Below are 2,265 nucleotides of genomic sequence, written 5' to 3'. Positions count from 1 at the left end.
CCGACAGTAATGATGAGAACCGCCCGCGGCGGTCGTGGCTCGTCTCATCCGACTGACGTCCTGCTGGACTGTCTTTCAACTGTATTGCCCGGCCGGTGCGGGTCCGTATGACGGCGCCAGCCGGGCGGACATGACTTCATAAGAGCCTGGCAAGCGCCTCATTACTGTCCTGTCTGCCCACCCGGCTGGGGCCTACCTCCATCGAGTGGAAGGCAGTTCCAGCGTGACAGCGAACGACGAATCCGGGCAGGTCTACGGCGGGGTCGACACCCACGAAGACTCCATCCATGTGGCCGTGATCAGCAGCCTCGGGCACGACCTGGCCGACCAGGAGTTCCCCACCACCCCGGCTGGCTACCGCCGCGCGTTGGCGTTCATCGCCAGCCACGGCGACCCGATCGCAATCGGCATCGAAGGCACCTCGTCCTACGGTGTAGGGATCACCGCGGAGGCCGTGGCCGAAGGGCTGCTGGTGGTCGAGGTCATCCGCCCCGAACGGGCCGAGCGACGTCGGTTGGGCAAGTCCGATCCGATCGACGCCTACCAAGCAGCGAGGGCCGCGTTGGGCAACCACCGCATCGCCCCGGCTAAGGACGCAGCCGCGCTCGAAGGCATCCGTGCGCTGCACAACGCCCGGCGATCGGCGATGAAGGCCCGCACAGGCGCGATGCGGCAGATCCACGCCCAACTCATCACCGCGCCGTCCGTGATCCGGGAGAAGTACCGCGACATGCCCAAGGAGAAGCGACTCACGGTCCTAGCGCGGATGCAGGTCCCGGCCAACCGGACGCCCGTCGAGCGAGCCGTCCTGCTCGTCCTGAAGACCCTCGCGCAGTGCTGCAACGAACTCGCCCGTGAGCACGTGCGGCTGGGTGCCGAACTGGACCAGCTCGTCACCGCCGCGAACCCCGGACTGCGTGCCGCCTACGGCGTCGGGCCCGACACCGCAGCCCAGCTCCTGCTCACCGCCGGCGCCAACCCCGACCGCCTCCGCAGCGAATCTGCCTTCGCCGCTCTATGCGGTGCGAGTCCGATCCCCGCGTCGTCGGGCAAGGTCACCCGCCATCGCCTTTCGCGCGGCGGGGACCGCGGTGCGAACGGGGCGCTCTACCGGATCGCGCTGGTGCGGATGTCGAGCGACCCACGGACCAAGGAGTACGTGGCACGTCAGCGCGACGCTGGGTTCAGCAGCCGCGACATCCTGCGCAAGCTCAAGCGCGCGATCGCGCGGGAGGTCTTCCGGCTGCTCACCACACCGGTCACGGTCCCCGGCGTCGACGACCTTCGTCCACTGCGTCAGGCCAAGAACATCACCCTCACCGCGGCGGCGAACCAGCTCGGCGTGTGGCCGACCACGATCAGCGAACTTGAGCGTGGCATCCGTAGGAACGACGAGCTGGCCCAGACTTACCGCGACTGGCTGGCCGCCGCATGACGCCCAACAATCACGGGGACGGCAGACTGGCCACGTGACTGACGTGTTCAGCGAGAAGTTGGCAGCCTGGCGCGACTACACGGAAACCCCGTGGGCGCGGATCCGGTACGGCGTTGTCGGCGAGGTCCTACAACGTCAGACAGAACACCTCGGCAAGCAGATCCGTGTCCTTGATGTTGGGGGCGGCGACGGCATGGACGCACTGCCGCTCGCGCTGGCGGGGCACGACGTGACCATCGTCGATCCTTCAGCAGAGTGGTTGGAAGAGGCCACGCGGCGCGCGGCCACTGCGGGCACCAACATCACGACGATCCGTGGTGGTCTGGATGATCTCCCAGACGGTGAATGGGACCTCGTGATGTGTCACTTCGTGCTGCGCTACCGCAGCGGTGCCGATCGCGATGTCGCGACCCTTGCGAGTCACGTCCGTCCAGGCGGGCGGCTCTCGATCATGGACGTCAACCCCGACGGCCGCGTCCTTCGCGAGTTGCTGAACAGCGGCCCCGCTGCGGCACTCGCCGAACTACAGGCTGAGCGAGCCAAGGTCGAGACCTTCCAAACGGACGCTAGGAAGGTCAACGTCGACACCATCGCGAGAGAGGCAACCGAGGCGGGCATGACACCCGTCGGGGTCTACGGCAACCGGATCGCGAACGACCTACTCGTCGACAACACCGCCAAGCACGACCCGGCCTTCTTCGAAGACCTCCTGGCGCTCGAGTTGGGGCTCTGCGACCGCGAGCCGTTCAACCGTGTGGGATTCGCCTGGCAGCTGATCTTGCAGCGCTGAGTCCCCACGGCCTTGACGGCCAATAGGAGCATCAGTTTTG

The 2,265-nt window shown here is 66.9% G+C and carries 2 protein-coding genes; both read left to right on the top strand.

The window, feature by feature from the left end:
- The first annotated feature begins 223 nt into the window (after positions 1 to 223).
- A complete protein-coding gene (locus IEQ44_RS15495) occupies positions 224 to 1,435 on the top strand; it encodes an IS110 family RNA-guided transposase (RefSeq protein ID WP_193639382.1) in 1,212 nt (403 codons plus the stop codon).
- Positions 1,436 to 1,469: 34 nt separating this feature from the next.
- The gene (locus IEQ44_RS15490) at positions 1,470 to 2,225 is read left to right on the top strand and encodes a methyltransferase domain-containing protein (protein WP_193639381.1); all 756 of its coding nucleotides are present in this window, start codon (positions 1,470 to 1,472) and stop codon (positions 2,223 to 2,225) included.
- The last annotated feature ends 40 nt before the right edge of the window (positions 2,226 to 2,265 follow it).

Origin of the sequence: Nocardioides malaquae (assembly GCF_015070385.1) — a bacterium.
Taxonomy (GTDB): Bacteria; Actinomycetota; Actinomycetes; order Propionibacteriales; family Nocardioidaceae; genus Nocardioides; species Nocardioides malaquae.
The sequence above is the reverse complement of the archived record's forward strand: the minus strand, read 5'-3'. Positions and strand labels throughout refer to the sequence as shown.